26 protein-coding genes and 2 pseudogenes are annotated in these 26,450 nt (G+C 39.2%); 14 read left to right on the top strand and 14 right to left on the bottom strand.

Going from position 1 to position 26,450, the window contains the following annotated elements; all coding sequences use genetic code 11:
- The first annotated feature begins 18 nt into the window (after window positions 1-18).
- From HC176_RS03925 to HC176_RS03865, 13 genes and pseudogenes are all read left to right on the top strand, one after another.
- Window positions 19-1,122: a glycosyltransferase family 2 protein gene (locus tag HC176_RS03925; protein ID WP_167916881.1), complete on the top strand. Its 1,104-nt coding sequence runs from the start codon at window positions 19-21 to the stop codon at window positions 1,120-1,122.
- Between the two features lie 86 nt (window positions 1,123-1,208).
- Window positions 1,209-2,546, top strand: a complete 1,338-nt coding sequence (locus HC176_RS03920) for a dihydrolipoamide acetyltransferase family protein (RefSeq protein ID WP_167916880.1) — start codon at window positions 1,209-1,211, stop codon at window positions 2,544-2,546.
- A gap of 102 nt (window positions 2,547-2,648) precedes the next feature.
- Window positions 2,649-3,425, top strand: coding sequence for a 3'-5' exonuclease (locus HC176_RS03915; protein WP_167916879.1), 777 nt, complete (start codon window positions 2,649-2,651; stop codon window positions 3,423-3,425).
- An 86-nt stretch (window positions 3,426-3,511) separates the two neighbouring features.
- Window positions 3,512-4,123, top strand: coding sequence for a fumarylacetoacetate hydrolase family protein (locus tag HC176_RS03910; RefSeq protein WP_167916878.1), 612 nt, complete (start codon window positions 3,512-3,514; stop codon window positions 4,121-4,123).
- 2 nt (window positions 4,124-4,125) lie between these two features.
- On the top strand, window positions 4,126-4,467 hold the full coding sequence (locus tag HC176_RS03905; RefSeq protein WP_167916877.1) for an Hpt domain-containing protein: 342 nt from the start codon (window positions 4,126-4,128) through the stop codon (window positions 4,465-4,467).
- A 2-nt stretch (window positions 4,468-4,469) separates the two neighbouring features.
- Window positions 4,470-5,723, top strand: coding sequence for a competence/damage-inducible protein A (locus HC176_RS03900; protein ID WP_167916876.1), 1,254 nt, complete (start codon window positions 4,470-4,472; stop codon window positions 5,721-5,723).
- 79 nt (window positions 5,724-5,802) lie between these two features.
- A complete protein-coding gene (rpmB, locus tag HC176_RS03895) occupies window positions 5,803-6,039 on the top strand; it encodes a 50S ribosomal protein L28 (RefSeq protein ID WP_027136933.1) in 237 nt (78 codons plus the stop codon).
- A 25-nt stretch (window positions 6,040-6,064) separates the two neighbouring features.
- Window positions 6,065-6,247, top strand: coding sequence for a 50S ribosomal protein L33 (rpmG, locus tag HC176_RS03890; RefSeq protein ID WP_154368514.1), 183 nt, complete (start codon window positions 6,065-6,067; stop codon window positions 6,245-6,247).
- A gap of 12 nt (window positions 6,248-6,259) precedes the next feature.
- Window positions 6,260-6,412, top strand: coding sequence for a DUF4295 domain-containing protein (locus HC176_RS03885; protein WP_167916875.1), 153 nt, complete (start codon window positions 6,260-6,262; stop codon window positions 6,410-6,412).
- 407 nt (window positions 6,413-6,819) lie between these two features.
- Window positions 6,820-7,794, top strand: a complete 975-nt coding sequence (ftsY, locus tag HC176_RS03880) for a signal recognition particle-docking protein FtsY (protein WP_167916874.1) — start codon at window positions 6,820-6,822, stop codon at window positions 7,792-7,794.
- 159 nt (window positions 7,795-7,953) lie between these two features.
- Window positions 7,954-8,322, top strand: a pseudogene (locus tag HC176_RS03875) (SRPBCC domain-containing protein); the annotation flags it as partial.
- An 80-nt stretch (window positions 8,323-8,402) separates the two neighbouring features.
- On the top strand, window positions 8,403-9,707 hold the full coding sequence (rimO, locus tag HC176_RS03870) for a 30S ribosomal protein S12 methylthiotransferase RimO (RefSeq protein ID WP_167916873.1): 1,305 nt from the start codon (window positions 8,403-8,405) through the stop codon (window positions 9,705-9,707).
- 94 nt (window positions 9,708-9,801) lie between these two features.
- On the top strand, window positions 9,802-10,488 hold the full coding sequence (locus HC176_RS03865) for a peptidoglycan DD-metalloendopeptidase family protein (RefSeq protein ID WP_167916872.1): 687 nt from the start codon (window positions 9,802-9,804) through the stop codon (window positions 10,486-10,488).
- A gap of 117 nt (window positions 10,489-10,605) precedes the next feature.
- Here the strand turns inward: HC176_RS03865 and HC176_RS03860 are convergent.
- Window positions 10,606-11,485: pseudogene (locus HC176_RS03860) on the bottom strand (IS1595 family transposase).
- Window positions 11,486-11,604: 119 nt separating this feature from the next.
- Between HC176_RS03860 and HC176_RS03855 the strand changes: the two are divergent.
- Complete coding sequence (locus HC176_RS03855; protein ID WP_342448662.1) at window positions 11,605-12,264, top strand: YceI family protein; 660 nt, start codon at window positions 11,605-11,607, stop codon at window positions 12,262-12,264.
- A 182-nt stretch (window positions 12,265-12,446) separates the two neighbouring features.
- Here HC176_RS03855 and HC176_RS03850 read toward each other — a convergent pair whose 3' ends face one another.
- The 13 genes from HC176_RS03850 to HC176_RS03790 form a co-directional block, all read right to left on the bottom strand.
- Window positions 12,447-13,610 (bottom strand): sigma-54-dependent transcriptional regulator, encoded by a 1,164-nt coding sequence (locus HC176_RS03850; RefSeq protein WP_167916871.1) that lies wholly within the window; start codon window positions 13,608-13,610, stop codon window positions 12,447-12,449.
- 3 nt (window positions 13,611-13,613) lie between these two features.
- A complete protein-coding gene (locus tag HC176_RS03845) occupies window positions 13,614-14,459 on the bottom strand; it encodes a DUF6268 family outer membrane beta-barrel protein (protein ID WP_167916870.1) in 846 nt (281 codons plus the stop codon).
- Between the two features lie 82 nt (window positions 14,460-14,541).
- A complete protein-coding gene (locus HC176_RS03840) occupies window positions 14,542-15,420 on the bottom strand; it encodes a mechanosensitive ion channel family protein (RefSeq protein ID WP_167916869.1) in 879 nt (292 codons plus the stop codon).
- Between the two features lie 7 nt (window positions 15,421-15,427).
- The gene (locus tag HC176_RS03835; RefSeq protein ID WP_167916868.1) at window positions 15,428-16,732 is read right to left on the bottom strand and encodes an ABC transporter permease; all 1,305 of its coding nucleotides are present in this window, start codon (window positions 16,730-16,732) and stop codon (window positions 15,428-15,430) included.
- Window positions 16,733-16,736: 4 nt separating this feature from the next.
- Window positions 16,737-17,663: an ABC transporter ATP-binding protein gene (locus HC176_RS03830; RefSeq protein ID WP_167916867.1), complete on the bottom strand. Its 927-nt coding sequence runs from the start codon at window positions 17,661-17,663 to the stop codon at window positions 16,737-16,739.
- 272 nt (window positions 17,664-17,935) lie between these two features.
- Window positions 17,936-19,054: a molecular chaperone DnaJ gene (gene dnaJ / locus HC176_RS03825; RefSeq protein WP_167916866.1), complete on the bottom strand. Its 1,119-nt coding sequence runs from the start codon at window positions 19,052-19,054 to the stop codon at window positions 17,936-17,938.
- 54 nt (window positions 19,055-19,108) lie between these two features.
- Window positions 19,109-19,663, bottom strand: coding sequence for a nucleotide exchange factor GrpE (locus HC176_RS03820; RefSeq protein ID WP_167916865.1), 555 nt, complete (start codon window positions 19,661-19,663; stop codon window positions 19,109-19,111).
- A 623-nt stretch (window positions 19,664-20,286) separates the two neighbouring features.
- Window positions 20,287-20,973, bottom strand: coding sequence for an N-formylglutamate amidohydrolase (locus tag HC176_RS03815; protein ID WP_167916864.1), 687 nt, complete (start codon window positions 20,971-20,973; stop codon window positions 20,287-20,289).
- A complete protein-coding gene (locus HC176_RS03810; RefSeq protein ID WP_167916863.1) occupies window positions 20,970-22,196 on the bottom strand; it encodes a glutamate-cysteine ligase family protein in 1,227 nt (408 codons plus the stop codon). Before HC176_RS03810 ends, HC176_RS03815 begins: the two co-directional genes overlap by 4 nt.
- Before the next feature lies 1 nt (window position 22,197).
- Window positions 22,198-23,643: a RimK family protein gene (locus HC176_RS03805; protein WP_167916862.1), complete on the bottom strand. Its 1,446-nt coding sequence runs from the start codon at window positions 23,641-23,643 to the stop codon at window positions 22,198-22,200.
- 157 nt (window positions 23,644-23,800) lie between these two features.
- A complete protein-coding gene (locus HC176_RS03800; RefSeq protein WP_167916861.1) occupies window positions 23,801-23,983 on the bottom strand; it encodes a hypothetical protein in 183 nt (60 codons plus the stop codon).
- 124 nt (window positions 23,984-24,107) lie between these two features.
- Window positions 24,108-24,716: a coiled-coil domain-containing protein gene (locus HC176_RS03795; RefSeq protein WP_167916860.1), complete on the bottom strand. Its 609-nt coding sequence runs from the start codon at window positions 24,714-24,716 to the stop codon at window positions 24,108-24,110.
- A 141-nt stretch (window positions 24,717-24,857) separates the two neighbouring features.
- Window positions 24,858-26,306 (bottom strand): glyceraldehyde-3-phosphate dehydrogenase, encoded by a 1,449-nt coding sequence (locus tag HC176_RS03790; protein ID WP_167916859.1) that lies wholly within the window; start codon window positions 26,304-26,306, stop codon window positions 24,858-24,860.
- Window positions 26,307-26,450: the final 144 nt, after the last annotated feature.

Raw genomic sequence — 26,450 nt, 5'->3', positions numbered from 1 at the left:
TCTAAAAAGAAACTTTTTTTGAAACTCTCAATTGTTATTTTAAATTATAACGTTCGTCACTTTCTTGAATTATGTTTAAGAAGTGTTAGTAAGTCTATTTCAAATATCGATGCCGAAATTATTGTGGTCGATAATCATTCGGAAGACGATAGTTGCGACATGGTAAAAACCTTGTTTCCTGACGTGAAACTCATTGCCAATACGGAGAATTTGGGCTTTTCAAAAGGGAATAATGTTGGAGTGGCACAAGCGCAAGGTGAGTATTTGTGCATTTTAAACCCCGATACGGTAGTTGCCGAAGATACTTTTGAAAGATTATTGGAATTTGCCGAAACCAAAACGCAATTAGGGGCAATAGGCTGTAAATTGATTAATGGTGCCGGCTTGTTTCTTCCGGAAAGTAAACGGAATATCCCATATGTCAAAGCTTCAGTAAAGAAAATGCTTGGAAATCCTTCTGAGTATTACGCGACCCATTTACAAGCGAATGCCATTGGTAAAGTCGATATTTTAGTGGGGGCCTTTATGTTTTTAAAACGACAGGTTTACAATAAAGTAGGGGGATTCGATGAAGATTATTTCATGTACGGCGAAGACATTGATTTGTCGTACCGTATATTAAAGGCAGGTTACAAAAATTACTATTTGGGCAGTTTAACGGTCGTTCATTTTAAGGGGGAAAGTACCTTAAAAGATAAAAACTATGCCAAGCGATTTTTTGGGGCCATGCAAATATTTTACAGTAAGCATTTCAAAAGCAATAGGTTTTTCGATATGTTTGTTTGGTTGGGCATAAAAATGGCTTATTTTTTCAGGAGAATAAGGGCAGAAAAAAGTAAATCTGTGAACCAATACATATTCGTTTCCAATAAAATGGACGACCGGATACAGCAAAATTTGTCAGGTTCGGTGAAATTGCAAACCCAACCTGAAAAATACTCCAACGGAACCGAGGTTATTTTTAATGGAAATACCATGAGCTATAAAAGTATCATCAAAACTATGGAGCAAAATTTTGAAAAAGAAAAAGAAGTTACTTACAAGATATTGCCCAACAATTCTAATTTTATTGTGGGTAGCGATGATGGTTTCAGCAGAGGCGAGGTCATTATGCTGAATTAGTTTTTATTGAATATAATTTAACGGAAGTGTTGTTTTTTAGTACTTTTGCAAAATAAATAAAGTAAAAGAGGTAATACGTTATAGATATGGCAAAATTTGAGCTTAAGTTGCCGAAGATGGGCGAAAGCGTTGCAGAAGCAATCATTACATCTTGGTTGAAGGATGTGGGAGACTCCATTGAAATGGATGACCCAATTTTAGAAATAGCGACCGATAAAGTAGATAGTGAGGTGCCGAGTGAGGTAGACGGTGTGTTGGTTGAAAAGTTTTTTAATGTAGATGATGTCGTGCAAGTAGGTGAAGTTTTAGCCATAATAGAAACGGAAGGTGATAGTGACGACGATACGTCAACGCAGGCAGAGGTTGATGAAGTTCCCGCAGAAAAGGAAGTAGTCGAGGAGCTTACGCAAACCATTACCAAAGCTAAAGAAATGGTAGCTCCGGTAGTTTCCAATAGCGATCGGTTTTATTCGCCATTGGTTAAGAATATTGCCAAACAAGAAGGACTTACCCAACAGGAATTAGATGCCCTTAAAGGAACGGGAAAAGACGGACGTGTAACGAAAAACGATATTTTGGCTTATTTAGAGAGCCCTAATGGGGACAGGCCGCACTCAACGCCAGAAACGGTACAACCGGAAAAACAGTCCACTAGTAAAAAAGAAGAAAGCCCATCAAATAAGCCCAAGCCAGCAGCACCTGTTTTGAGCAGTGGCGACGACGAAATTATCGAAATGACCCGAATGGGGAAATTAGTGGCCCAGCACATGGTCGATTCGGTGCAAACTTCGGCACATGTGCAAAGTTTCATTGAAGCCGATGTCACCAATATTTGGAATTGGCGTAAAAAAGTAAAGGACGCTTTTGCCAAGCGAGAAGGTGAAAATTTAACCTTTACGCCAATTTTTATGGAAGCGGTGGCCAAGGCGTTACGTGATTACCCGCTAATGAATATTTCCGTAAAAGGCGATACCATAATCAAAAAGAAAAAGATTAATTTAGGGATGGCAGCTGCCTTGCCCGATGGAAACTTGATTGTTCCAGTCATAAAAAATGCCGATCAACTTAACTTGGTAGGTATGACTAAACAGGTAAACGATTTGGCCAACCGTGCTCGACTCAACCAACTTAAACCCGATGAAGTTCAAGGGGGTACTTACACTGTAACCAATGTGGGAACCTTTGGAAGTATTATGGGCACGCCTATAATCAATCAGCCGCAAGTGGGTATTTTGGCTTTGGGGGCTATTAGAAAAGTGCCAGCGGTAATCGAAACTCCAGAGGGCGATTTTATAGGTATCCGATACAAAATGTTCTTATCGCATTCGTACGACCACCGCGTGGTAAACGGTGCTTTGGGCGGCATGTTTGTTAAGGCTGTAAAAGATTATTTGGAAGCTTGGGATTGCAACAGGGAAATTTGAATCTAACAAAATAAACAAAGTATAAAACCTAACCGCTAAACGGTTGGGTTTTCTTATTTTTGCAAAGGCCGATTAACTGGCTAGAAAAATCAAAAGAAATTAATGCAACTCAATTTAACCAAACCCATCTGTTTTTTCGATCTGGAAACTACGGGGGTTAACATCACAACAGATCGTATTGTAGAAATTTCGGTACTAAAGGTATTTCCCAACGGTACACAGGAAAGCAAAACCTGGCTGGTAAATCCAGAAATGCCCATTCCGAAGGAAGTCACCGCCATTCACGGCATTTCAGATGAAAAAGTAGCCAACGAACCGACGTTTAAAGAATTGGCAAAAGACATTTACAATATGATTAAGGATTCCGATTTGGGCGGGTTTAACTCCAACCGATTCGATATTCCACTGTTGGCAGAGGAAATGTTGCGGGCCGATATTGATTTCGATATGAAAAACCGTTTGGCCATTGATGTACAGACCATTTTCCATAAAATGGAACAGCGTACCCTTAGTGCGGCCTATAAATTTTACTGCGATAAAACCCTTGAAGATGCGCACAGCGCCGAGGCCGATACCAATGCCACTTATGAAGTATTGAAAGCCCAAGTAGAAAAGTACGACGAGTTGGAAAACAATACCAAATTTTTGGCCGAATTCAGTTCCCGAAAAAAGTTTGCCGATTTTGCCGGTTTTATCACTTACAATAAAAAAGGTGAAGAGTGTTTTTCGTTCGGAAAGCACAAAGGGAAATTGGTTGCCGAAGTTTTAGAAAAAGAACCCGGCTATTTTGGCTGGCTGCTCAATGCCGATTTTCCGTTGTATACCAAAAAGGTGTTAACAGCGATTAAATTGAGAAGTTTCAATAATAAATTGGGATAGTTTTGTCATTCCTGCGAAGGCAGGAATCCACTTTTTGAAACAAGCTAAACTTAAAATGAGATTTCTGCTTTCGCAGAAAGTTGAATATGAAATTAATCTGCATAGGAAGAAATTATACCGAGCACATAAAAGAACTGGAAAATGAAAAACCTACCGAACCGGTGGTGTTTTTAAAGCCCGATACGGCCATTTTGCTGAAAAAGCAACCGTTTTTTATTCCAGATTTTTCGAACGATGTACATTATGAGGTTGAGGTTTTGGTAAAAATCAATCGGGTAGGGAAGTACATCGATAAAAAATTTGCCCATAAATATTACAACGAAATAGGTTTGGGTATCGATTTTACCGCCCGCGATTTGCAAAAGCAATTGAAGGACAAAGGCTTGCCTTGGGAAAAGGCAAAAAGTTTTGATGGCGCTGCGGTAATTGGTAAATGGATGGAAAAAAGTGAGGTTGCCGATTTGGACCGTTTAGGGTTTTCGTTAAAAAAGAACGATAAAATTGTACAAAACGGAAATACCAGCCACATGCTTTGGAAAATTGATGAATTAATAGAATATGTGTCGAAATATTTTACTTTGAAGATTGGAGATATTATATTTACAGGCACACCGTCTGGAGTTGGCCAAGTTGAAGCCAATGATAAATTAAGTGGATTTATAGAAAACCAAGAAATGTTTTCAATAACAGTGAAGTAAAAATGGAATTAAACTACAAACTACACCGAGTAAGAGAATTAGCTGATAACGATGAAGATTTTATCAAAGCGTTGGCCGAAACGTTCTTGGAAGAAGTTCCTGTTGATGCAGAGCGACTAAAGGTGGCTGTGGCCGAGGAAGATTACCACAACGCTTACCAAGCGGCACATAAAATGAAACCGACGGTAGATTTGTTTGAACTAGGTGTGCTAGATACCCTAATTGAAGTACAGGATTGGGGTAAATTTGAAAAACGTGACATGGATATATCCAAGGAGTTGGAAATTGTGCTCACGGCTGTAGAAAAAGCTTCTGCAGAAATTAAATCCGATTTTAAACTGTAACTATGCTGGCCGAAATCATTACCATCGGCGACGAACTTCTTATCGGGCAAGTTATAGATACCAATTCTGCGTTTATTGCCAAACAGCTTAACAAGATAGGTGTGTCCGTTTACCAGATAACTTCTGTTCAGGACGAAAAGGAACACATCCTAAAGGCGATGAACGAAGCCGAAAATCGAGCGGATATCATTATTCTTACTGGCGGTTTGGGTCCCACAAAAGACGATATTACCAAAAAGACCATTGCTGAATATTTTGATGATGTGTTGGTGAAAAACGACGCGGTTCTCGAAAACATCGAATCGATTTGGAAACAGCACGTTCGTACGAGGCTTCTGCAAGTAAATCGAGATCAGGCGTTAATTCCTTCGAAATCCAAGCCCTTGATGAACACCTTGGGGACAGCCCCGGGCATGTGGATGGAAAAAGGCGAAAAAGTGTTTGTGTCGCTTCCAGGTGTGCCCTACGAAATGCAGGCTTTGGTTGAAAACGAAATGCTCCCCAAATTAAAGGAAAAGTACCATTGTCCGTATATTTTGCACCGAACGCTTATGGTTTATGGTTTGGGCGAAAGTGATTTGGCCGAACGTATCGAGCCTTGGGAAAACGAACTCCCCAAGCATATTAAATTGGCATACTTACCCAATTTAGGACAAATGCGATTGCGTTTATCCACACGAGGTTTTGATGAAGTCCTTCTAAAAAAGGAAGTGGAAGAACAAATCAATAAAGTGCTTCCGTACATAAAAGATGAATTTGCTGGTTTTGAGGACGACGAAGGTTCCGTTGAAATCGTAATCGCCAAGCAGCTCACCAAAATGGGAAAAACATTGGCTATTGCTGAAAGCTGCACCGGAGGAGGTGTGGCAGAGCGTTTTACTGTAAATTCAGGCGCTTCAGCCTTTTTTAAAGGAGGCGTGGTTTGCTATGCTACACAATCTAAAATCAATGTTTTGAATGTGCCAAAGTCGCTAATCGAAGCCCATTCGGTAGTAAGTTCGCAAGTAGCAGAAGCTATGGCCGAAAATGCATTGAATCTTTTTCAATCCGATTATGCCATCGCCACAACGGGCAATGCTGGGCCTACAAAAGGCGATTCCGATGCCGAAGTTGGTGCCGTTTTCGTTGCTATTGCTACAAAAAAAGGCATATATTCGCAAAAATTCAACTTCGGAAATCTGCGCTTAAAAGTGATAAACAAAGCCATAAATAAGGCTTTGGAAATGCTCTTAAAAGAAATTTTTAAAAATACCTAAAAATAAGGTTGGCATAATATAAAGAATTTGTATATTTGCACCTCGATTTTAAGCAACAACGAATTTAAAGTTATATAGAATGTCAAGAGTTTGTGAACTTACAGGGAAGAAGGCTATGGTTGGAAACAACGTGTCTCATGCATTAAACAGAACTAAGCGCAAATTTAACGCGAACTTGGTAAAGAAACGTTTTTACATTCCAGAAGAAGACAGCTGGATAACTTTAAAAGTTTCTACATCTGCTTTAAAAACTATCAACAAAATAGGTATATCTGCAGCGATTAAAGAAGCAAAATCAAAAGGATTTTTAAAATAATAGCTGTTTTTAATAAGGAAAAGACATGGCAAAGAAAGGTAACAGAGTACAGGTAATTTTAGAGTGCACGGAGCACAAGGAGTCTGGACAACCAGGAACTTCAAGATATATTACTACCAAAAACAAAAAGAATACGCCAGAAAGAATGGAGATTAAAAAATTCAATCCTATTCTTAAGCGTATGACAGTTCATAAAGAAATTAAATAAAAGAGATAGGTCATGGCAAAGAAATCAGTAGCATCATTACAAACAGGATCTAAAAGATTAACAAAAGCAATAAAAATGGTAAAGTCGCCAAAAACAGGTGCTTACATGTTTGTTGAATCTATCATGAGTCCAGAAGAAGTAAACGACTTTTTAAGCAAAAACTAAAAAGTAACGTTCCAAAAATATTATAAGCTGCTTTCTTTTAGAAAGCGGCTTTTTTTATTTTATATTTGAAAGGCTAACTGACAGATTTTCAGAAAGCAAAAATTGGTAAGATAATTGACCATGAAAATCTGTGCGTTACCACTCCCGATAGTTATCGGGAGGTAGGGTTCAATAGCTTGCCCTGAGCGGAGTCGAAGGGCTGCTATCGCTAACGCACCCACCTCGTCTTTATGTTTTTAATGTAAACATAAAGCCACTCCTCCTCTAATAGGAGGAGAATTACTAAGTATAAAATCCTTCCCCTTAAAAGGGAAGGTGGATTTATCCCGATGATACGGGATAAAGACAGAAGGGTTTTTAAAAAAAGCCCCGAAGCCATAAATGAATAAACAACCAACCAAGTTAAAATGAGCTTTTTTAAAAAAATATTTTCTTCCGAAAAAAAGGAAACCCTAGATAAGGGGTTGGAAAAATCGAAAACCAGTTTTTTTGGTAAACTGAGCAAGGCGGTAGCCGGAAAATCGAAAGTGGACGATGAGGTACTCGACAACCTCGAAGAAGTTTTGGTAACCAGCGATGTGGGCGTAAACACTACGTTAAAGGTCATTGAGCGTATCGAGGAGCGCGTTTCAAAAGATAAATATTTGGGTACGGACGAGCTTAACCAAATCCTTAGAGAAGAAATTGCAGGCTTGTTGAGCGAAACCAATTCTGGCGAAGAAACCGACTACACCATCCCCGAACTTCCTAAATTGGATAATGGCAAAAAAACACCCTATGTACTTATGGTAGTTGGTGTGAACGGTGTGGGCAAAACCACTACCATTGGTAAGTTGGCATATCAATTTAAAAAGAAAGGCTTAAAAGTGGTTTTAGGTGCCGCCGATACCTTTAGAGCTGCCGCGATAGACCAACTTCAAATTTGGGCAGATAGGGTAGACGTGCCTATGGTACGCCAAGATATGGGAAGTGATCCGGCTTCGGTGGCGTTCGATGCACTGAAATCGGGTGTAAACCAAGATGCTGATGTCATTATTATCGATACGGCTGGACGTTTGCATAATAAAGTCAATTTGATGAACGAGTTGAGCAAAGTAAAGCGCGTTATGCAAAAAGTAGTGGGCGATGCGCCACACGATGTGCTTTTAGTGTTGGATGGTTCTACTGGTCAAAACGCATTCGAACAGGCCAAACAGTTCACTGCAGCAACCGAGGTAACCTCGTTGGCAGTAACTAAATTGGATGGAACGGCCAAAGGCGGCGTGGTGATTGGTATTTCAGACCAATTCCAAATTCCCGTTAAATATATTGGCGTTGGCGAAGGTATTGAAGATTTGCAAGTGTTCAATAAGTTTGAGTTTGTCGATTCGTTTTTTAAATAATTTTTGTCATTCCCGCGCTTGTGCAGAGCGCAGTCGAAGTAAAGGCGGGAATCCAGTCATTTTGCTTATTTTTATATAACTTCATGAAAATGAGTGGAAATGGCACACAGCATCTACCATAACTTTCTAATCAAAGCTTCCTAAAAACAAGTCTTTGACGGTGTGTCGCAACCCAAACATCTCGATAATTGGTGGAGGCTAAAATCTTCTGGAACACCAGAACTTGGTGCAGAGTACAACCTCAATTTTACCGATAAATACGATTGGTTCCGTAAAGTTTCAAAGGTAATTCCCAACCAATCCTTCCATTTAAAAATAACCAAGGCCGATGCCGACTGGAATCCCACAACCTTCGGCTTCGATTTAGAAAAAACCGAAAAGGGCACCATGGTTCAATTTAGCCATATCAATTGGCCCGAAGCGAATAATCACTATAAACATTCGTCCTTTTGTTGGGCATTGTTGCTAAACGGACTTAAAAACTATTTAGAAAAAGGCATCGTGGTGCCTTTTGGGGATCGTGAGTAAAACAGATTAACAGGCTTTTAAGTTATCAGACGAAAATCCATAATCATTCCGTATCTTTGCGCCCTTATTCGGAAGAACTTATGCGTACAAAATCCTTAAAGAAAAACAAGATTAATGTGGTAACACTGGGCTGTAGTAAAAATGTTTACGACAGCGAAGTGCTTATGGGGCAATTAAAGGCCAGCGGAAAAGATGTGGTGCACGAGGATGAAGGCAATATTGTGGTCATCAACACTTGCGGTTTCATCAATAATGCCAAGGAAGAAAGCGTTAATACCATTTTGGAGTACGTTCAAAAAAAGGAAGAAGGTGATGTGGATAAAGTGTTTGTAACGGGCTGCTTGAGCGAGCGTTATAAACCGGATTTGGTAAAGGAAATTCCGAATGTAGACCAGTATTTCGGTACTACCGAATTGCCCGGGCTGTTGAAAGCCTTGGGTGCTGATTACAAGCATGAATTAATTGGCGAACGTTTGACTACTACGCCAAAAAACTACGCGTATTTAAAAATTGCCGAAGGTTGCGACAGGCCCTGTTCATTTTGTGCTATTCCAATTATGCGCGGAAAACACCGCAGTACGCCTATTGAAGATTTGGTGACCGAAGCCGAAAAACTGGCCGCCAATGGCGTAAAGGAATTGATTCTTATTGCTCAGGATTTAACCTACTACGGACTCGATTTATACAAAAAGAGAAATTTGGCAGAATTGCTAGAAGCCTTGGTAAAAGTAGAGGGATTGGAATGGATCCGTTTGCATTATGCGTTCCCTACGGGGTTCCCGATGGACGTTTTGGAAGTAATGAACCGTGAGCCTAAAATTTGCAATTATTTGGATATTCCGTTGCAACATATTTCTGATGGCATTCTGAAAAGCATGCGTCGCGGTACCACCAAAGAGAAAACCACTAAATTACTCAAGGAGTTTAGAGCAGCCGTTCCGAACATGACTATCAGAACCACATTAATTGTGGGCTATCCCGGTGAAACCGAGGAAAATTTCCAAGAGTTGAAGCAATGGGTGAAGGATATGCGTTTTGAGCGTTTGGGCTGTTTTACTTATAGCCATGAGGAAAATACCCATGCCTTTAATTTGGAAGATAATGTGCCCGAGGAAGTAAAAATAGATCGTGCCAACCAAATTATGGAAGTACAATCGCAAATTTCGTGGGAACTGAACCAGAAGAAAATCGGTCAGGAATTTAAAGTGGTGATCGATAGAAAAGAAGGTAATTATTTTGTTGGACGCACCGAGTTCGATTCGCCCGACGTGGATAACGAAGTATTGATTGACGCCAGTAAAACCTATTTAAAAACTGGTGAGTTTGCTACCGTAAAAATTATTGATGCTGAAGATTTCGACCTTTATGGGGAAGTGATAAGCTAAAAATTTTTGGTTATTAATTCTTTTATGTTCATTGAGTGCAGTCGAAATGAGTTTTTTGGAATATATGTTTAACCCCAGTTTAAAATTCTAAGGTGTGCACTCCAATGAATTCCAAAAATTCTTAGAAATCATCAGCGCCGAATGTTTTCCGGTGTTGGGCAAGTCCATTGCTAAAACCAAGTACGCACCGATTGATTTATCGGAAAGCAATCCGGAATTGACCGATGAAGATTTATCGTCCACAGCTAAGTTTACTGAATTTATCAATAACCACCTGAAAACCCATAAAGCATCAGTCGCTTATGGTGGTTATTTGGAACAACGCAATATTTACAAACGCAGCCGATATTTTAATGCTGAAAACACAGAAAGCCGAAACATCCATTTGGGCATCGATTTGTGGTGTGCTGCCGAAACGCCCGTTTACGCTCCGTTGGATGGTGTGGTGCACAGTTTTAAAAACAACACCAACTTTGGCGATTACGGCCCCACCATTATTTTAAAACACAACATAAACGGTGTTGCGTTTTTTACGCTTTACGGGCATTTAAGTTTGGCCTCGATAACTAATTTAAAAGTAGGGCAAAATTTTAAAAAGGGAACTATAGTTGGTGCTTTGGGCAGTGCTTCTGTAAACGGGGATTATCCGCCACATTTGCACTTCCAGATTATAAAAGACCTGCAAGATTTTATAGGCGATTACCCAGGAGTGTGTCGAAAAAGCGATTTAACGTTTTATGAAAGTAATTGTCTTAAACCTGACTTGTTGTTACGGTTGTGAGGTTTCAGAAGAGTTTGTTCATTTAACGTTTTGGCTATGGTTTCGTTGTGGAATTATCCGCAGGATTATTTCGCTGAAATCCAGCCGTTTGATTTATACTTTTATACAGGTTAGTAGTTAGTTGCACATAATTTCACTTTGATAGGTTTTATCACTATTGACCATTTTGGTTATTATTGTATTTTTGTTTTGGGAACGATTAATTCTAAAACAAAATTCATTAAAATATCGATTGAGATTAAACTCACTTACCCAATAATAAGTGGTTCTAATCCACGATTTTATTTGATGAACCATCGTTGCAATGCCTTAAAGTTCTACCCCTTATTGCTATCGATTTGAGTGATGTTGTATACTTTAGCAATAGGCCTGTAGCCTTTCCGTTTGTTGGTAGTGATTCGAGCGTTTCTGTCAACATGCATGATGTATATATACTAAAGTGACGTGCGGAAAAGTCCTTGATATTAAGAGCGTACATGCGCTTGACCTTACCATGATCAGTAAGCTAAACAGCAGTAATAGCTTTCTTCTTTTTGGCATCATAACTGCGCCCAATCTTGTTTTGCTCATATCCGCCAAGTACAAATTTATCAACCTGTACATTGCCATCCATGGGGTTGTTTTCACTAGAAGCCATAGCTTCTCTTACCTAAAGCATAAACAAACGAACGGTCTTCTCTGTTAAGCCATAGCGTACGCCCATTTGGATACCGGATAAGCTCTTGGTGGTGGTTGCCATTTCAAAACATACAAAAAAGGCTTTACGAACACCAAACCTGACTATGTGGAAAATGGTAATGGCCGTTGGACTTTCTGTGTCACCACATTTATTGCACGCTCTTGAAAAATTCTTGCGCAATTGGTAACTGCTGTTGCCATATTTTCGACAAATATAGCTGTCCTTCCACTTGATTTGACCCAGATATTCTTTACAATCCAAGTCCGTTTTGAAGCGTTCCGTAAACTCTAGGAGGTTTTGACCCTTAAAAATTTCCATACCCCTCCTATTTTTACAGACACACAAGTAATGAAATTATCTACTGATCTCTAAAAATTTATTTTAATTTTATTTTAACATTTGATTGTGTAATTTTACGATAAACATTAAAAACAATCATGATGAGAAAGCCATTTGCAACACTATTATTTATAACCGCTTTATCGGTTAGCGTTTTAAGCTGTAAGGATAAAGCCAAGGAAGCCGAAACCACCGAAGCCGAAATGCCTGCAACTGCCGAGGCCACTGCCGAAAGCTACAAGGCTAATGTGGATGCTTCGACCATTCAGTGGAAAGGGTTTAAGCCTACAGGCGAACACTATGGCACAATTGATATAGAAAGCGGCACTTTTGATGTAACCAATGGAGAAGTTGTTGGTGGTTCGTTTATTATTGATATGAACTCTATCGTGGTGAACGATTTACCAGCCGACGATGAAAAGAACACCAAGCTTACGGGACATTTAAAAAGTGACGATTTTTTTGATGTTGAAAAGTACCCTAATGCTGTTTTTACAATTACCGGAGCTGAAAATGGAGAAGGAAAAACCATGCTGTCGGGTAATTTAACTTTGAAGGATGCTAAAAACAACATTATCTTTCCGGTGTCGGTATCGCAAAATGGCGATGAACTTATTTTAGAGAGTGAAACTTTTACAATTGACCGCTCTAAATGGAACGTAAAATACGGTTCTAAATCGTTTTTTGATGACTTGGGCGATAAGTTTATTAACGACGATATCGAGTTAAAAGTAACTGTAAAAGCTACAAAGGCTTAGTGGAAATTATAATTTAAGTTTTACGGAAACTGTCTAGTCCTGAAATATGACTACAAGTTAAAAAATTGATTTACGCTGTTTTTAAATATACCATATTTGGTGTTTTATAATCTAAAGATACATGTAATCTTATTTGGTTGTATAAATTAATAGCACTTTAAGAGATACTACCTTAAGGTACGTTACTTTGAAGCAAAGGCTTTTACATCCTGTTCACTCACTTCATTTCCGCCTAGAATAATTAACCGCTCCACGACATTTCTAAGTTCGCGGATGTTTCCGGTCCAATCGTATTCTTGTAGTAACTTAACGGCTTTGTCTGAAAATGACTTGTTGGCCGTGCCTTGTTCTTCCGAAATCTTTTTTGCGAAATGATTAATGAGTAACGGAATGTCTTCACGCCTATCGTTCAACGCCGGAACTTTAATCAATATAACGGCCAACCTGTGGTACAAATCTTCACGGAATTTGCCGTCTTCAATTTCTTGTTTTAAGTTTTTATTGGTGGCGGCAACAATGCGCACATCTACTTTTATGTCTTTGTCGCTGCCTACTCGCTGTATTTTGTTTTCCTGCAAGGCACGGAGTACTTTGGCCTGTGCAGAAAGACTCATGTCGCCAATCTCATCCAGGAAAATAGTCCCGCCATTGGCGGCTTCAAATTTTCCGGCGCGGTCTTTATTGGCGCTGGTAAAAGCCCCTTTTACATGGCCGAACAGCTCACTTTCTATAAGTTCTGAGGGAATAGCGGCGCAGTTAACTTCTATTAAATTGCCTTTGGCACGGGCGCTTTTCTGGTGCAACCAATGGGCTACCAATTCTTTTCCCGTACCGTTAGGGCCAGTAATTAACACACGTGCATCGGTGGGAGCCACCTTATCAATCATGTCTTTAATTTGAACGATGGCATCACTCTCGCCAATCATTTCGTATTTTTTGCTGACCTTCTTTTTCAGGATTTTATTTTCAACCACCAATTCCTTGCGGTCTAATGCGTTTCTCACCGTATTCAGCAGTCGGTTTAAATCTGGCGGTTTCGAAATATAATCGAAGGCGCCCAAGCGCATGGTGTTTACAGCGGTATCTAAATCGCCGTGACCAGAAATCATTACAATAGGTATTTCGGGCTTTATTTTTTTTACGGCTTCCAGTACTTCAACACCATCCATTTTGGGCATTTTAATATCGCAAAGCACCAAATCGAAATCGTCGTTTTTTATTTTTTCTATGCCGCTCAAACCATCTTCAGATTCTTCAACTTTGTAAGTGTCGTTTTCTTCCGAAAGGATTTTTACCAACACTCTTCTAATGGCGGCCTCGTCTTCAATTACTAATATTTTTGGCATATTCTATATTTTGAATTTTATTCCCGTTCTTAAATAAAACGCATTGACATCGTCTAATTTAAAAATTTCGTCGCGGTCTTTGTTACGCAAAACATTGTTCATTCTAAACGTGTAACCTGTGTACAAATACCCTACCAAATGTTTCGATAGTAAATATTCGTAGCCCAAACCGCCAACAACTACCGACATAGAAATGTGGTCTACACTTTCGCCGTTTATTACCGAAGGCTCCTGTAAATGCCCCAAATAGCCATCAAGACCCACAAAGGTTTGTATGTTGTTTTTTTCGTTTAAGGCGTATTTTACATTCGATTTTGGTACACCTAAATTAAAGCTCCAATGGGCGTTAACCTCGCGGTAGTAACTTACAAAAGGCAACGGAAAGGGTATGCCGGTGGTGGCATTGTAGGTTAGCCCCAAAATGAGTCGGTAGGGTCGTTTTAGGTCATCTGCATCAGTACGATCATTAATGGCGTAAATCCCACCGTTCATAAAATAGTCATCAGAAGTGAGCGATTGGCTTAACGTAGAAGCGATTCTCGGGTTGAATTTGGCACCAAACCGCCACTTTTCGTTCCATTTAAAGGTGTAGCCAATGTTGAGGTCAATGACATGGATTTTATTAAGCGTAGAGGTATCGAACGGGTAACGGTCCTCTAGGTTGAGTATAACGTTGTTGTATTCACCACCAATTACCAAATACGAATCGTTTTTAAGTTCTACGGGGTAGTTTAAAAGCGCTCTTAGTCTGGTGTATTGGTCTTCGGAATCCGATTTCGGTATAAAGGAATATTCCAAACGGGCCAAATCGGTGAGTTGCGCGTGGCCAAAATGAACAAGCATCAGCATAAAACACAAGGTTTTAAATCTAATAGCTGTATTTGAAATGGAGGTTTTCAGGTGGAAATTATATTTAAAAAATTATAGGTTATTATTTCGAATTATAAATATGCACATCTCTCTGTGGGAACGGAATGGTAATGTTGTGTTCTCTAAAGATTCTGTCTATTTCAAAACGTATATCGCTTTTCGGAAATTGTGCTTTAAAACTATCGCTAAGGGTAAAAACGATGTTAAAGTTTAGCGAGCTATCTGCAAAATCGGTAAAAATTACAGTGGGTTCCGGTTCGCTTAACACGTCGGGGTGCGTACTGGCTGCCTGCAATAATAGTTTTTTTACCAACTGTACATCGCTGCCATAGGCAACCCCTACGCTTACCGATTCTCTTGTGGTAGTGCCATTTTGGGTCCAGTTATACAAACTGTTTTCTAAATACAAATGGTTGGGAATGATTAAAACCTTATTGTCGATGGTGACCGCTCTGGTGGTTCTTAATTTGATTTCTTCAACACGGCCTACTTTGCCTTCAATTTCAATAATGTCGCCCACATGAACGGTTTGGTCAACAAGTATAAAAATGCCCGAAATGATATCCTGAAACAGCGTTTGCAAAGCCAAACCAATACCAATGAGCAAGGCAGCAGAAGCAGCAAAAACGGCCGTAACATTAACGCCTACCGAATGCAGGGTAATAAGTAGGATGACCAAATAGACCAGCCACCTAAAATAGCCATAAACCACATTGAATTTCGATTTGTCGTTTTCTGGTAAATTTTTGGTCAGAAGTTTTAAAACCACCCTTAAAAAAATGGTGGTAATAAAAATAGCGGTAACTACTATGATGAGGTCCATAATAGAAACGCTAATCTTTTCAGTGAAATTGATATGGAGATTCAGAAAGTTCTGAACACTCTCCCAAGCCGAACTTTCTTTTATTTTTTCCTCGATGTTTTCCAGGTTCTGAATCATTTTTAAATTAATATTTAATCCATTTAAAAATTTCCTTGTACGATGGTTTTTTGCCGTACATTAAAATGCCAACTCGGTAAATTTTGGCTGCAAACCAAACCGTAAAGATAAACGAGCCTATCAAAATAAGCAACGATACCAACTGTTGCCAAAGCGGCACCCCAAAAGGAATACGCATAAGCATCACCACCGGAGAGGTAAACGGTACAAACGAAAAAATGGTTGAAACCGTACCATGCGGATCTTCAACCACGGTAAATATACCAATATAAACGGCTAAAATAAGCGGCATTAAAATAGGAAGCATGAATTGCTGGGTGTCGGTTTCGTTATCCACGGCAGCGCCAATAGCAGCGTACAACGAACTATAAAGTAAATAACCTCCAATAAAAAACAGGATAAATGCAAATATTAGATTCACCAATGGCAAATGCATAAAGGCGTTGGCTAAATCTTGGGCTTGTTGGTTTACTTCGGGATTTTCCATGGCTTGTCGCATCATTTCCTGTTGCGGTGTTTGCATTTGAGACATATCGATGCCCAAAACAAGTGACACCACAAACATTAAAATACCGCCTAAAATAATCCAAATAACAAATTGTGTAATACCAGCTAAAGAGGTGCCAATGATTTTGCCCAACATTAATTGAACGGGTTTTACCGAAGAAATAATCACTTCGATAATTCGGCTGGTCTTTTCTTCAATAACGCTGCGCATAATCATATTGCCATAAATAATGATGAACATAAAGAGTAGATAGCCTGCTGCCCCTCCAAATATGAGTTTGATGATGCTATCGATTTTTGAAGTTTTTTCGCCTTCAAAGCTTTCTTGGGCAATGTTTAAAGTTACTTTTGACGCGTTTATCATATTGGGGTCAACGCCTCTTTTTTGAAGTTCTAAATTGGTGAACTCCTTTTCTAAAGTCCTTTCGATATCTGAAATTAAAGTTAGCGAAGGTGATTCTTTTGAATAAAATGTAATCGTATTTGAACTGCCGTCACTATTTTTTTTAATGTGTAACAAACCGTAGCCCTGTGTGGTTTGCACCAATCCTTTGGCGTCCTTTAAGGGCATGTTTAAAATGGTATAAGTGGTGTTTTCGGAACTTTTAAAGCTTTTTTCAACGGTATTGGTTTCGTCTAAAATGGAAATGACTTTTGTGCTCTCGTTGTTGAGTTGCGTTAAGTAGGCCACAACCGCGATGAGCGTTATAAAAATAATGGGGCTTAAAAAGGTCATGATAATAAACGCCTTGTTTTTAACCTTGGTTAAGTACTCCCGTTTTATAATTAGTGGTAAGTGGTTCATGAATTTAATTGTTCTTTACGGCTTTTATAAAAATGTCGTTAACACTCGGTATCAACTCTATAAAATGCGATACTTCGCCTTGTTGTGTTAAGTAGTTTAAAAGGGCGTTGGGCGATTGCTCGGGCGTGAGTTTTATATTTAACTTCAGCTCATTGTCTAACGACTTGAAATGGGCGTCGCTGATGCTGAATTTGTCAGCGAGCCGTTGCCTCAAAGCAGATTGATTATCGGCTTTTATGCCCACCTCATAAGTATTTATTTTGTATTGCCGTTTTACCTCATTTAACTGCCCTTCCAATATTTTGTTGGATTTGTTAATTAGCGCAATATCGTCGCACAATTCCTCCACCGATTCCATTCTGTGGGTTGAAAAAATCACGGTAGCACCATCGTCGCGCAGCTTTAAAATCTCATCTTTAATCAAATTGGCATTTATAGGGTCGAAGCCCGAAAAGGGTTCGTCAAAAATCAAAAGTTTAGGTTGGTGTAATACGGTAACCACAAACTGCACTTTTTGTGCCATTCCTTTGGAGAGCTCTTGTATTTTTTTGTTCCACCAATCACCAATTTCCAAACGATCGAACCAATATTTCAATCGGGTTTTGGCTTCAGCTTTGCTTAAGCCTTTTAGCTGGGCCAAATACAAGGCTTGTTCGCCCACTTTCATCGATTTGTACAAGCCGCGTTCTTCGGGCAGGTAGCCAATGTCTTTTATGTGGAGTTGCTTTAGTGGCTCACCGTCCAAAAGTACCGAACCCGAATCGGGCAATGTGATTTGGTTTACTATACGGATTAATGTGGTTTTTCCAGCGCCATTGGGACCCAAAAGCCCAAAAATACTTCCTTTAGGAACGGTAATAGATACCTCGTTAAGGGCTTTATGGTTGCCAAAACTTTTTGAAACTTTATTGACCTCAAGTAGGTTCGCCATACGTACGTTTTAAATGGTAAATATATTAAATGTTAAGGGAGAAGTTTTGCGAATTTGAAGCAAAAAATCGAATAAAAACAAAACCCACCCTTAAAAAGATAAGGATGGGAAAAAAATTGCTATGAAAAAGAAAAATTACCACTAAAGTGAATTAGTGATAGCCAAATATAGTTTTTTTTTTCATACGAAATGCAAATTTTATTGATATGTTAAAGGTTTAAACAAAAAAAATCCGCTTTTTTAGCGGATTTTTTAATTTTATTGTTCATTTTTTATGAAAACATATCTTTTACTTTTTCGAAGAACGATTTGTCTGAGCTCTCCGGTTTTGGCGAAAAATGTTCGTCGTCTTGCATGGCTTCAAAAAACTCTTTTTGCTGTTTGCTAAGGGTTTTTGGAGTCCAAACATTAACGTGTACCAAAAGGTCGCCTTTACCGTAACCGTTGATGCTCGGGATGCCTTTTCCGCGTAAGCGCAATATTTTTCCCGATTGCACGCCGGCTTCAACTTTAATGCGTACTTTTCCGGTAACGGTATCAATTTCCTTTGAAGTTCCCAATACGGCCTCAGGGAAACTTACATATAAATCGTAATGTAAATTATCGCCTTCGCGCTGTAATTTGGCGTGCTGTTCTTCTTCAATAAGAACAATTAAGTCGCCCGAAATACCATTGCCCGGAGCTTCGTTTCCTTTACCGGATACTTTTAACTGCATGCCGTCAACCACACCTGCAGGTATTTTTATTGAAACGGTTTCTTCCGAAACTTTTAAACCTTGTGCATCGGCCCCGCTGCCCATTTTATCGATGATTTGCCCTGCACCGCCACAGGCGTTACAAGGCGCAGAGGTTTGCATGCGGCCCAAAATAGTGTTGGCAATACGGGTAACCTGGCCAGAACCGTTACAAGTAGGGCAGGTTTTATAAGTTGTGCCCGGTGCCTGTACTTTACGTTTTACCTTTACTTTTTTCTCAACGCCGTTGGCAATTTCCTCGAGGGTTAATTTTACTCTAATACGTAGGTTGCTGCCTTTTACGCGACGCTGGCCTCCGCCACCGCCAAAACCAGAGAATCCGCCGCCAAATCCACCACCAAAAATATCGCCAAATTGGCTGAATATGTCATCCATATTCATGCCGCCGCCACCGCCAAAGCCACCACCATTTTCGAAGGCTTGGTGACCAAATTGGTCGTAGCGTGCTTTTTTGTCGGGGTTGCTTAAAACCTCGTAAGCCTCGGCCGCTTCTTTAAATTTGGCTTCGGCTTCCTTATCGTCTGGGTTTTTGTCGGGGTGAAATTCAATCGCCTTTTTACGGTAGGCTTTTTTAATTTCGGCAGTGCTTGCCCCTTTGTCAATACCTAATATTTCGTAATAATCTCTTTTCGCCATAATCGTAATTTAAAATCCTTGTATAAAAAAAAAAGGACTTTTGTGTTTTGTAATTTATTGCCCGATAACCACTTTAGGGAAACGGATTACCTTTTCGCCAAGTTTGTATCCCTTTTCAATCACATCGATAATTTTTCCTTTAAGGTCGTCGCTTGGTGCAGGTATTTGCGTTACAGCCTCGTGGGCATCGGCGTTAAAGGTGTCGCCTTGTTCTACCTTAATGGCTTTAAGTCCTTTTTGCTCTAAAGTATTTACCAGTTTTTGGTAAATTAACAAAACGCCTTTGCGCAATTCTTCAGCTTCTTTGTCTTCGTTAATATGCGTTAGGGCGCGCTCAAAATCGTCAATAATGGGCAGTAAGGTTTTCATAACATCTTCGCTGGCCGTTGAAAATAAATCGATACGCTCTTTGGCAGTACGTCTTTTATAATTTTCAAATTCAGCAAACAAGCGTAGAAACTTATCTTTTTCCTGTTGCAACTCTTCCTTAAGTTTTTCTTCGACGCTTTGCTCTTCAGCTACTTGTTCTTCAACTTCAACCGTTTCGTTTTGTGCGGCCTCTTCCATTTGCGGGTTTTCTATATCGTTTGCTTTGTTTTTTTTGCTCATTACGTATCTTAGTTTTAATAGAATACAAAAATTGATTGGCAAAAGTACTGCCATTATTGTAAAAATGCCATAATGGCATTAAAAATTTATTTTGTATTTCTTTTTATTCCTCAATACTTAAAAGATTATTTTCTTCATTAACCTCTTTCAGAAAGAAGTTTTAGCATCAATTAAAGCTTTTAAATAAGACTCATGTTTATGGAAAAGTCCAACGTAACCAAGTTGTACAGTTTCGTGTAGATTTTCCTTTAGTTGTCTTTTGAAATATTTAATAAATGTTTGTATTTAGACTTTTAAATTTGAGTCCAACTGTCCGCAATTGATTTATTTGCAGATGGAATGTAATAATTCGGGAATAAGGTTTGAAAATTTTTCATTTCCGAAGTTGATTTGATTATCAAGTCAAACAGTTTTTTTCCTTCTTCCTAATCTTGAAGTTTACCAAAGTCCTTTATTTTGAAAAAATTATCCGCTAACCTTTCAACGATTAGGTCGATTGGGTTGTATTTCTGATTAGGTTTTTTATATTAGCCTAACTTTTGGGATATGTGTCGTTTCAATGACTTATATTCGTCGTTAAACGAATCTAGTTGAAATTTTCTATAAATATAAGTCGAAAAACACTAATGTTTTAAAAGTTGCTTTAAAGCCAAAACCAAAACCGATTTTAATTCCTCCGGAAACTGATTACCCACAACATACTTTTGGTTCACTTCCAATTCAATGCCCAAATAATCTTTATCGAATTGTTTACGAAGATAAGTAGTAAAGCCATCCGCCTTTCCCAGATAGGGATAATTAAAGCGCACATTTAATTTTGGGTTTTGCAGCAGTAGTTCTTTTTTGAATTGTTCGCAAAATGCTTTTTCTTCAATGCGACAGGAATCGTATAGCAAACCGATGTCGCAGTAGCGCTCTTCGCCGTTTAAAATAGGGGTAAAGGAATGCACCGAAAGATGTAAAACCGTTTCGCCCTTGGCTATCCAGTTTTTTATAGTTTGCTCCACTGCGTTTCGGTAGGGTAGGTAGTAACGGCTTATCAGCTGCTGCTTTTCAGGTTTTGAAAGCCCTTTGGTAAACTCCGAAAACAAATTGGGGTGGTGCAACGAGCGGTTCAGTTCAATCAATAGCCGGCTGGTTTTCGAGTATTTTGAATAAACGGCCAAAGGTTGCAACGTACGGAACATATCGAGTGCACCAATATCGTAACCGCGGTGCGTGTTTAAAACAGATTCCTGGTTTTTAAAACAAGGCTTAAATTCTTCAGGAATATGGTTTCCGCCGTGCTCGCAAGTAAATACCAGTTTCACGGCATAAATAGTTTATTGTTCTGTAAACATTCAGCCAATTTAAAATACACGGTTTTTAAGTGCTTTTCCGAAAAATCGTTTCCAACAGCCTTTAAAATTCGGGTGGATAAAGTACCGTGTTCCAAAATGGTTTCAATGGCTTGATGGTGACTGTTGTCAATATTTGGTTTCACCAATTGATAAAGCTGTTTCCAAACATTCTGTGCGGTGCTTTCGTTTTCAATTTTAAAAAGCGCTAAATAATTCGTATTCGTGATTATGGCCAGTTCGCCATCCTTAATACAGGCATTTAAAATCTCAAAAAGCGGTTCTTTTTGCCATGACTTTTGCGTGTTTAAATCGACCAATTTTTCAGAAACCAATAGTTTTAAAACTTCAATGATAAACACACAAATGGTGATATCGGCCTGCGGACATTCTTGAATATCGATAAGCCGGATTTCAATGGCATTTCTATCAAAACGAGCGATGGCACCACGTGAGTTTAAAAAATAATGATCTAAAATATTGTCGGTGTCGAACGGTTTAATGGCTTTTTTTATGGGATTGAAAATGGTGTTTTCGTAATCGGTTTTTGTAAACACAGACTCTGGAATTACCAGTCCCGTCATTTCCGGAATTTCCTTTTGGTTGGTTTTGTAATAGTTCAATCGGGCATCTTTAAAAGCCGTTTGTTGGCCTTCCAAAATAGGTGAACTGGCGCACAAAGCCGGAATGAGCGGTAATATAATCCGAATGGCGGCATGTAGTTTTTCAAATTCACTATCATCATAAAAAGGCAGGTTGATGTGGGTGCTCTGTACATTGCTCCAACCGTGACCTTTGCAGTTGAAAATACGGTTGTACAGCGCGTAAACCTCGCTGTAACTGTGTTTCCAAAGTTGGGTTTCGGTGAGCGGATTCATAAAAGGGTGGGCCGCCGTGGGCAACAATTGGGCATTTTGGCTGGCCAAAAGCGTATTGATTTCTGTAACGTTTTTGTGGAATAACGCCGACAGACCATCAAGATTATTGGTGGGACCATTGGTTTTTAATTCCACTACATGGGCTACCAGTTCGTTGCTCCATGCGATGTCGCCATTTTCAACATCGGAAGTCAATGTGCCATTTTTGGCTGTTAATAGTTCGTCCACAGTCGGCATCACGTTTAAATTGGAGCGGTTAACGAGCATGTATTCCAACTCAATACCGAAGACTTCAAATAAATGATACTTTTTTCCCATGCTAATCCACTCGTGTTTTTAAGGCCGTTAATATTTCGGTGTAAACCAAATCGCCATAAAAGGCATCCTCAACACCAAAATCGATGTTGGGGTTGTCGTTAATTTCAATCACCATCGGTTTGTTGTCCACCACTTTTATATCGATTCCCAACAGACCTTTTCCAATGAGTTTCGCCGATTTCAATGCCATTTTAATAATGTTTTTAGGCACCTTTTCAATGGGGAAACTCTCGGCATCGCCATCCTGTTCGTTTTTCTTTTTGGCTTTCCAATTATAGATTTGCCAGTGCCCTTTGGCCATATAATATTTACAGGCGAAAAAGGGTTTACCGTCAATAATGCCAATGCGCCAATCGTAATCGGATGGGCAATATTCCTGGGCAATAATTAAATCGGATTCTTTCAGCATTTTATTGGCCAATGCACCAAATTCTTCTTCGGTTTTAGCTTTTTTTACCCCGAATGAAAAGGTGGAATCGGGTGCTTTTAGCACGCAGGGCAGCCCGGTTGTTGCCAACACCTCGTTCAGGTTTTCTTTGTGTACAATGATGGTTTTGGGCGTGGCAATGTTGGCGTTTTGCAGCGCTTCGGCCATATATACTTTATTGCAGCATTTTAAAATGGCATCGGGATAATCCACCAAAGCAATGCCTTCCTGTTGCGCCTTTCGGGCAAAAGCATAGGCCTCGTTGTTCACCTCGGTGCTTTGCCTAATGAACAGGGCGTCGAACGATGATAAGCGCGTTAAATCTTTGGGCTCGATAATCTCGGCATAAATGTTCATCTTTTCAGCCATATCGACAAACTTCTTTAACGCTTTCGGATTGCTGGGCGGTGCGGGGTCGTTGGGATTTACCAAAATGGCCAAATCGAAATCGCTTTTCGTCAATTTGGGCGTATCGTAGCGCTTTTTGGAAAAATACTGGTTGGCGAACTGCTGCACGCTTTCCAAGTGTTCATCGGGAATTTCCGATTCCGAAATCACCTTAACGCTCTGTATGTTCCATTTGGTGCTATAATTGAATTTCACCCTAAAAAAAGGCACTTGAAAATGCTTGTAGAATAGGTTGCTGAGCTCCTTGTATTTTTGAGCCACGTTCTGCCCAAAATAAATGCTCAAAGTAAACTCGCGCGACTTAATGTTTTTTAGGCTTTGTTGGATGATGTCGTCAAACTCATCCGATACGATGCGTACCAGTTTTAAGGTTTTTAAATCGACCATATTTTTTACCGTAGGAATGGCCAAATGCCCTCGGGCTTCTGCCAAAAGAGATACGTAATAGCCTTTAGATTGGTAATTGTAATCTTTACAAAGATTAAAAATACGAGCTTTTTTAAGTAAAGAAAATTGGGGATTGGTTAGGTAATCTTGAGATGAAATTACCGTAATATTCTCAATCGAAAAATTCCATTTTTCTGGCTGATTGACAACAATATATTTCTGCATTTAGGTAATGTACAACGAAAAATAGTTTAAACAAAATTAGTGTTTTTTTGAATTCAAACTGATTTTTTATTTCTTCTGTTGTTTGGGTTTTTATGAATAAAAAAAGGTTGAATTCAGCTCTGAATTCAACCTTTTGATGTATGGATTTATGTATTGTTTATGCCGAGTTATTTTTAAAACGTTTTTTGTTTTGCTCCTTGAAAACATAGTCTTTACTATGCTTCATCTTGGTGTAAAGGTTGTGGTTAACCTTAACGGGAATCTTTAAATTTGGAAACTTGATAAGGTAATGCTCCTTTTCTTTTCCAATGAGCTGAACGCTTACAGGTGTTTTTTCCATAATCTAAAATTTTTAAAAAAAGATTAAACTATAAAATTAGCACTGAATTCACTTGCAAAAAATGTTCCAATTTTAGAAGAAACCGCACCATGAAATTTTGGCAGCTATTGGAGTTTAAAGAGCGTTAAATTTTCTTCTGTTTGTTAATTTCGTCTTGCAATTGACGTCTTACCTTTTGTTCGCGCTCTAGAGCCGTTCTTCGGTGTTCGTCAAATTCCTCTTCAATTTCAGCCAACGATTTTCTGGCATCTCGGGTAATAGCGTTACTGTTCTTGAATTTATAAATGAATAATAGTAGCAAAGCCAATAGTCCGGCGATGATAGACCACATAAGCCCGTTGTAGCCACCTTTGCTCATCTGCATGCCAAACAGCGCCATACTGTCTTTCTCGGCATTGGTTTTTTCTAACTTATCTTGAGTGTTTAACAGGTTCGATTTTAAATCTTCAATTTCCTTAGCCTGTGATTTTACTACGGCCTGGGTTTCGGCCAAATCTTTATGAACGGCCTTTAAGGAATCTAAAGTATGGGCCTTTAAAGTATAGAGCCACGTTTTTTTTACGGTTTTGTATTCTTGCCAGCTGTTGGAACGTCTTATTACAAATTCAAATTGATTGTCGATAGAGCCACTGTTCAACGATAGTTTTTCTTCCTCTTGGTCGTTTTGCGAAAATGAATTAAATGTAACAAGACATGTAAATACTATAAAAAATAACGATTTGATAGGGTTCATTTCGGGTGTGATTTTAATAAATGTATTTGGTGTGCGAATTTATAAAATATTGTTTATTAATTGATTATAAATCATATAAAAAGCCCCATAAAATGAGGCTTTTTTATATACGAAGCTAAGTTTATTTTAGATGTTTTTATTTTAATAATAGGTATAACGTCTTACCTTGGCAATATATTTTGCTAACCTAATCACTTGGTGGCTATAACCATACTCGTTATCGTACCAAATGTATAGAATACAGTTTTTTCCATCTTTTCTAACTATGGTGGCCTTACTGTCGAAAATAGAAGGGGCAGAGCAACCAACAATATCGCTCGATACCAGCTCGTCGCTCAATTCATATTTAATTTGTTCTACCAAATCGCCTTCCAAAGCATATTTTTTTAAGATGGTGTTAACGCCATTTAACGAAGTCTTGTTTTTCAATTCTAAATTGAGGATAGCTAAAGATCCGTTGGGAACCGGAACGCGAATGGCGCTGGAGGTGAGTTTGCCCTCCAAAGCCGGCAATGCTTTGGCAACGGCTTGGCCGGCACCAGTTTCTGTAATTACCATGTTTAGGGCTGCAGCGCGACCCCGACGGTATTTTTTATGGAAATTATCCACTAAATTTTGGTCGTTGGTATAGGCGTGTATCGTTTCCAAGTGGCCACTTTTAACGCCGAAAGAATCTTCAATTGCTTTTAAAACGGGAGTTATGGCATTGGTTGTGCACGATGCTGCCGAAAAAATATTCAAAGCATCGGGGCTGTAATCTTTGTGGTTAACCCCATAAACAATGTTGGGCACCTCTTTTCCCGGGGCGGTTAGCAATACTTTATCAATACCTTTGGCTTTTAGGTGTTTGCTAAGTCCGGGTTTGTCTCGAAAAGCACCGGTGTTATCTATAACAAGAGCATTGTTTATATTAAAGGTTGTATAGTCTATCTCTTCGGGGGAATTTGCCGTTATCATATAAACCGTGGTGCCGTTTACAATAAGAGCTTTTTTCTTCAAATCGACCGAAACCGTTCCTGAAAATTCGCCGTGTACCGAATCGTTTCGCAATAGTGCAGCACGTTTTTCCAAAACACTTTCGTTGAGTTCTCCTCGGGTTACAATGGCACGTAACCGTAGTTGGCTGCCTTTTCCAGTGCGTACCATAAGTTCGCGAGCTACCAAACGCCCAATACGCCCAAAACCGTAAAGAACCACATCTTTTGGGGCAAAACTGCCGTTTTTGTGGGCGTCTTTTAATTTAGACGCCACAAACTGGGTGGCATTAATTTGGCTGTTCTCTTCTAAATGGAATTCGTAAGTAAGTTTTCCTATATCTAGTTTTGCCGGCGGAATATTTAGTGATTTTATTGCTTGCGCTATTTCAACAGAATCGAAAATAGAAATGGGTTTTTGCACAAACTTGCCAGCGTACTCGTGTAGATTTAAAATTTGGCTCACATTTTTGTCAATCAACTGGTTTCTGAAAATGACCAACTCGATGGATTTGTCGTACCACAAATCGTTTACAATTTTAATGAATTCTACGGTGGCTTTTCTGCGATCGGCCTGGAAGGCGAGTTCTTTGTCGTAAGTTTTAATGGAATTCATGAGCGTTTAGTTTTAGTTGTACTTGGTTACTCTAAAATACCATATTTCAAACGTTTTCGTAAAGTATTTGAGAAAAAAATCGTTCATCAGTAAATAAGAAAGGATGAGGCTTGTTTTTAGGGCTGTTTTTATCGAGAAAGTGCA

It is taken from the genome of Tamlana crocina, assembly GCF_012037625.1.
The sequence above is the reverse complement of the archived record's forward strand: the minus strand, read 5'-3'. Positions and strand labels throughout refer to the sequence as shown.